The organism is Staphylococcus argensis (assembly GCF_002902305.1).
Classification (GTDB): Bacteria; Bacillota; Bacilli; order Staphylococcales; family Staphylococcaceae; genus Staphylococcus; species Staphylococcus argensis.
The window spans coordinates 161826-163410 of sequence record NZ_PPPX01000016.1; the positions used below are offsets into that span (position 1 = coordinate 161826).

General features: G+C 43.9%; 1 protein-coding gene. It reads right to left on the reverse strand.

Translation table 11 applies throughout. From position 1 onward, the window contains the following. Positions 1-1585, reverse strand: a 1585-nt coding sequence (locus tag CD039_RS09675) for an Ig-like domain-containing protein (protein WP_240595135.1), incomplete at both ends; no start/stop codon positions are given.

Sequence of the window (1585 nt, forward strand, 5' to 3'; positions counted from 1 at the left end):
AACTGTGATTTCTTCGCCACCTTGGAGGTCTTTAGGTAAATCAATACTGTAGTTTCCGTCTTGATCCGCAGTTCCTTTAATTGGATCGTGTCCAGGAATATTAACTGTTACCTCAGAGCCTGGCTCTGCTTTACCTTTGATAGCTTTATCTTCACTTGTAACGTCATCTGCAGTTGGTGCATCTGGTGCTGTCTTGTCAGCTACAGTTGTTGTCGCTTTATCAGATGTGTTGCCAGCTTTATCTGTCGCAGTGACTCCGAGTTCTTCGCCGCCTTGTAATTTGACATCGTCAGGGATATTAACAGTGTAGTTACCATTATCATCCGCTGTTCCTGTTGAAGTTGTGCCGTCTGGGAACGTCACTGTTACTGTTGAACCTGGTTCAGCAGTGCCTGTAATTTCTTTATCTGTACTGTTTACGCCTTCAACTGATGGTTTGTTTGGTGCTGTCGCGTCAGTTACTGTTTTCTTAGTTTCTCCAGAAACATTGCCATCTTTATCTTTGGCTGTGACTGTGATTTCTTCGCCACCTTGGAGGTCTTTCGGTAAGTCGATACTGTAATTACCTTCATTGTCAGCTGTTCCTGTAAGTGGGTCATGGCCTGGAATATTAACTGTTACTTCTGATCCTGGCTCTGCTTTACCTTTGATAGCGTCATCTTCACTATTCACATCGTCAGCCGTTGGCGCGTCTGGTGCTGTCTTATCTGCTACTGTTGTTGTTGCTTTATCAGATGTGTTGCCCGCTTTATCTGTCGCAGTTACTTCGAGTTCTTCGCCGCCTTTTAGCTTAACTTTGTTTGGAATTTCAACAGTATAATTACCATTATCGTCCGCTGTTCCTGTTGATGTTGTACCATCAGGGAATGCCACTGTGACTGTTGAACCTGGTTCTGCTGTGCCAGTCACTTCTTTATCTGTGCTATTTACACCTTTAACTGATGGTTTGTCTGGTGCTGTCGCATCAGTTACTGTTTTCTTAGTTTTACCTGATACATTGCCGTCTTTATCTTTGGCTGTGACTGTAATTTCTTCGCCACCTTGAAGATCTTTCGGTAAGTCGATGCTGTAGTTTCCGTCTTGATCCGCAGTACCCCTAATTGGATCGTGACCAGGGATATCAACTGTTACCTCAGAGCCTGGTTCAGCTTTACCTTTAATAGTGTCATCTTCACTATTAACATCGTTCGCCGTTGGCGCGTCTGGTGCTGTCTTATCTGCCACTGTTGTTGTCGCTTTATCAGATGTGTTACCTGCTTTATCTGTCGCAGTGACTTCGAGCTCTTCGCCACCTTGTAAGTCGACATCATCAGGAATTTCGACAGTGTAATTACCATTATTGTCAGCTGTTCCTGTTGATGTTGTACCATCAGGGAATGTCACTGTGACTGTTGAACTTGGTTCTGCCGTACCTGTAACTTCTTTATCAGTACTATTTACGCCTTTAACCGACGGTTTCTCTGGTGCTGTGGCGTCAGTTACTGTTTTCTTAGTTTCGCCAGAAACATTACCGTCTTTATCTTTGGCAGTTACTGTAATTTCTTCGCCACCTTGAAGATCTTTCGGTAAGTCGATGCTGTAGTTT